Below are 1,049 nucleotides of genomic sequence, written 5' to 3' on the forward strand. Positions count from 1 at the left end.
ATAAAAGCAGGTAACAAAGCGCTCAGTTCTTCAGGACGGCGGCGTTTAAAGCTGTTTTTTAGCGTCCAGTAAATGGGTAGCTCGACGGCAAATGCCAGCAATCCGGCTAACATAAACCAAGATCCGTGTTCTTTATCTAAATACCAAGCTAACAGCCCTAAGACGACGTAGAGATGCCCATCTCCACTGTGCGAAACGCCTTTACTGATGTTGGCAACTTGTTGGTTAAAACGGTGCTGAAGGCATACGCTAGAGAATGCTAAATCAAACTTAGCGATGGTTGCTATTGGCTGTGTGATTGTCTCAATGGTTCGCATGTGACCTTCCCTTACTTTGACAACGCCTTTGTGTGCAAAGTAGGAGGTTTAGGTGACAGCTACATGACGGGAAGTTGGACAATTAGTGACAAAAGTAGAATGGACGGAATAGCGCACATTGATGTGCCCAACCATACCGTTAAACACATCAATAAAAGCAATAAGAATTACGAAGGGTTAGCTGGTGAGGCAGACGGCGTATCGATATACCAAACTTTGCGTTTTTTGCGGCATGCGCGTAATGACCCCGTGGTCACATCACCGTCTTTAGTTAACTCATAGCTCAGCGCTCGACACGTGTAGCTGCCCAGCAGCTCGTGTCGGACACTCGATACGGAATGAGTCGCTTGCTGAGCATCGAACAACGGATTCGGTTGAGTCGACAAAATATCGCGATTCACTACGTTGCTGCGTACGTAATCTTGATGCACGTAGCCCTTAATAACGCCTTTTTGTTCAACCAGAATCCAAGGTTCTCCTTCTACTCTCGCCAACGCATTGAACACTTCGCCTTTTTCAAGTTGCCCCAGCTTTGTACTCTCTACACTCGGTTTGGAGCGTAAATTTAACCCCGTTTTTGAACGATAGGAGACATCCATAAACTCCAGCTTGTTAGAGGTATCCACTCCCTCTTCTACTGGCCTGACTATCTCCGCTTGTTGCCACTCATTAGGTTGCACGCGGATCTTCCACCACGAATAGGTGTCAGGATCTTTGCCTTTGAATTTATCT

Annotated in this window: 1 protein-coding gene and 1 pseudogene; both read right to left on the reverse strand. The window is 46.5% G+C overall.

All coding sequences use genetic code 11. The annotated features are described in order from the left end of the window. Positions 1 to 317, reverse strand: a pseudogene (locus R7E78_RS24645) (phosphatase PAP2 family protein); the annotation flags it as partial. Positions 318 to 484: 167 nt separating this feature from the next. Further along, the coding region (locus R7E78_RS24650) for an SH3 domain-containing protein (RefSeq protein ID WP_318058412.1) at positions 485 to 1,049 on the reverse strand (565 nt) is incomplete at its 5' end.

It is taken from the genome of Vibrio sp. YT-19(2023) (genome assembly GCF_033337395.1).